Origin of the sequence: Streptomyces sp. NPDC052107, assembly GCF_040680215.1 — a bacterium.
In the GTDB taxonomy this organism is placed as follows: domain Bacteria; phylum Actinomycetota; class Actinomycetes; order Streptomycetales; family Streptomycetaceae; genus Streptomyces.
Window position 1 is genome coordinate 1 of sequence record NZ_JBFAWG010000246.1, and the last position, 2,148, is coordinate 2,148.

Annotated in this window: 2 protein-coding genes and 1 pseudogene; all 3 read left to right on the forward strand. The window is 67.0% G+C overall.

The window, feature by feature from the left end:
* The first annotated feature begins 616 nt into the window (after positions 1 to 616).
* A complete protein-coding gene (locus AB0M27_RS47460) occupies positions 617 to 820 on the forward strand; it encodes a cold-shock protein (RefSeq protein WP_145883737.1) in 204 nt (67 codons plus the stop codon).
* Between the two features lie 513 nt (positions 821 to 1,333).
* Positions 1,334 to 1,474, forward strand: a complete 141-nt coding sequence (locus AB0M27_RS47465) for a hypothetical protein (protein WP_365732413.1) — start codon at positions 1,334 to 1,336, stop codon at positions 1,472 to 1,474.
* A 255-nt stretch (positions 1,475 to 1,729) separates the two neighbouring features.
* Positions 1,730 to 2,148 (forward strand): annotated as a pseudogene (locus AB0M27_RS47470) (hypothetical protein); the annotation flags it as partial.

A 2,148-nucleotide genomic window follows, 5' to 3' on the forward strand; every position in this document is an offset into this window, starting at 1 on the left:
AGGGATTCTGACGCCTGCCGCTATGTCTCAACCGCCTGACCAGCAGGTTTGCCATGCATCACCTGCCAGAAGGCCGATTTGCTGCGGAACTCCGGGAAGGATCAGAGCGCAAAACAGTCCCCGGTAGTGCTGCGCGTGTCTTGAAGCTTCAGTCGTCACTGTCGCCTCGGTGTCGCGCCGGCTTGCCGGGGGCCTGAACCACATCCTGTCCAAGTCGCTCCGCCGATTAGACGTCCTCATCGACTTTGCGGCTCTTTCGGTGTTATGGCCTATTAATTAATATACCCGAATCCCCCCAGATAAATAGCTTCTATGCGAATTTTCGACATATCGGCGGTGCGCGTGCGTGGCCGGCCCCGTGGGTTCTGGACTGCGGGCGGTGGCCTTCAGCGGCTCGCGGCAGTGCCTGCACCGGCGCACGACGGGCTGGCGGGGTCAAGCCTGGTGGCGTCCCGGCAAAGAGACTAGCGTGATCCACAGAGCAGTCGTGGTTCCGAAGTCGTTCGCCCGCGGTCGCCTTGCCCGCGGGCGCTTTGCTGTGCAGCCCTCTCCGGACCAGGGCGATCACCTCCAGGCCCGCACGGTGCGGGCCCGAACCCCCTCGAAGGAGACAGCCATGGCCAAGGGCACTGTGAAGTGGTTCAACGCGGAGAAGGGCTTCGGCTTCATCGAGCAGGAGGGCGGCGGCCCGGACGTCTTCGCCCACTACTCCAACATCGCCGCTCAGGGCTTCCGCGAACTGCAGGAGGGCCAACACGTGGAGTTCGACATCACCCAAGGCCAAAAGGGCCCCCAGGCGGAGAACATCCGCGTCGTCTGACCCCAGCCCCCCAACAGGCCCGGCACCGTGAAGGGTGCCGGGCCTCCCTGCCTGACCGCGCCTTACCCATCGGCGCCGACTGCCGCTCCCCCACACAGCCGCCCTCCGTAGGCGCCAGCACAGGACACCGGGCTCGCCAGCCACGGTGCAGCAGGCAATCTTGGGGGCGGCGGCGGCCACGGGCCGCGCGGTCGCGTCGAGGCGCTCGACGTAGTTTCAGGGACAAAACCCGAGAGACGGGAGAATGGGCGGCCCCTGCCCGGGGCGCGGTGTGCGAGGCCGCCCGGCCCGGCGTCCTGTCACAGCGCAAGGTACCTCGACACTAGAGCCCAGCGCGGGGATGCACCCACTCGACGTGTCGGCCGGGTGATGGCCAGTGGTCCCTGTCCTGCAGCAGTCATCGGCCTGTCGTCCGGATCCTCTGCGAACCCGTGAGCGAAGTTGCCTTCTGCTTCGCCTGCTCCGTTGCCTTCCCCGCCCTGGTCGCGTGCGACCGGTGCGGACGTCCAACCGATGCGGCAGACGGCAGTACCGCCCTGTGCGGGAGCTGCTGGAGGACGCGGTGAGGAGACACGCTACGGGCGAGAGGACCCTACGGACTACGGCTACGGCCCGGAGCAGTGGGACGACGACTACGACGAGGAACAGCAGTGACCGAAGCGCTCTCGCCGCCCACCGAACTCGGCACAAGCTTCCTCGGAAACCTTCTGGCTCCCGGTAAGTCCCGGCTTACCGGGAACCGGACGTTCAGTTGCGAGAGATGCCCGGTCCGTCGTCGTGCAGGACGAAGTGCGCCTTCGCGCCGGACCCCGCGCGGTGGAGCAGCAGCTTGGTGGGGCAGCATCTGCTCACCTACTGCCCACTTGTGAGAGGTCCGTCATGGGGTCCGCTGCTCGCACCGTGTCGTCGGTGCTGCTCATTGGCTTGTTCTTGGGGGCCTGCTCGCCCAAGGTGCACAACGGCTCAGCCGGGTCGCGGGGCGCGACAGCGACGCCGGGGTCGTCGGCCACAGGTGCGGGCGGAGCATCCGGGAGGACGATCGCGGTCGGTGCCGGCCCGCAGAACACGTACACCGTCCAGCAGCAGCCCCCAGCAGGCAGCTGCCACTACCGGTACGAGAGCGGGGAGCCCCTTGAGGATCCGGCGTGTACACCGGGCGCGATCTCCCCGGCCGTCACCCAGACGAACCTGAAGTCGACGATCTGCCGCAAGGGCGGCTACACCAAGGGCATCCGGCCCCCGGCCTCCATCACCGGTAAGGAGAAGAAGCTCAACGCCGTCTCCTACGGTTACACGGGCCGCATGGGAGATGCCGAGTACGACCACCT

Bases quoted from the DNA above. Each gene is read 5' to 3' on its own strand.
- AB0M27_RS47460 (WP_145883737.1), top strand. From the start codon at position 617: ATGGCCAAGGGCACTGTGAAGTGGTTCAACGCGGAGAAGGGCTTCGGC.
- AB0M27_RS47465 (WP_365732413.1), top strand. From the start codon at position 1,334: ATGCGGCAGACGGCAGTACCGCCCTGTGCGGGAGCTGCTGGAGGACGC.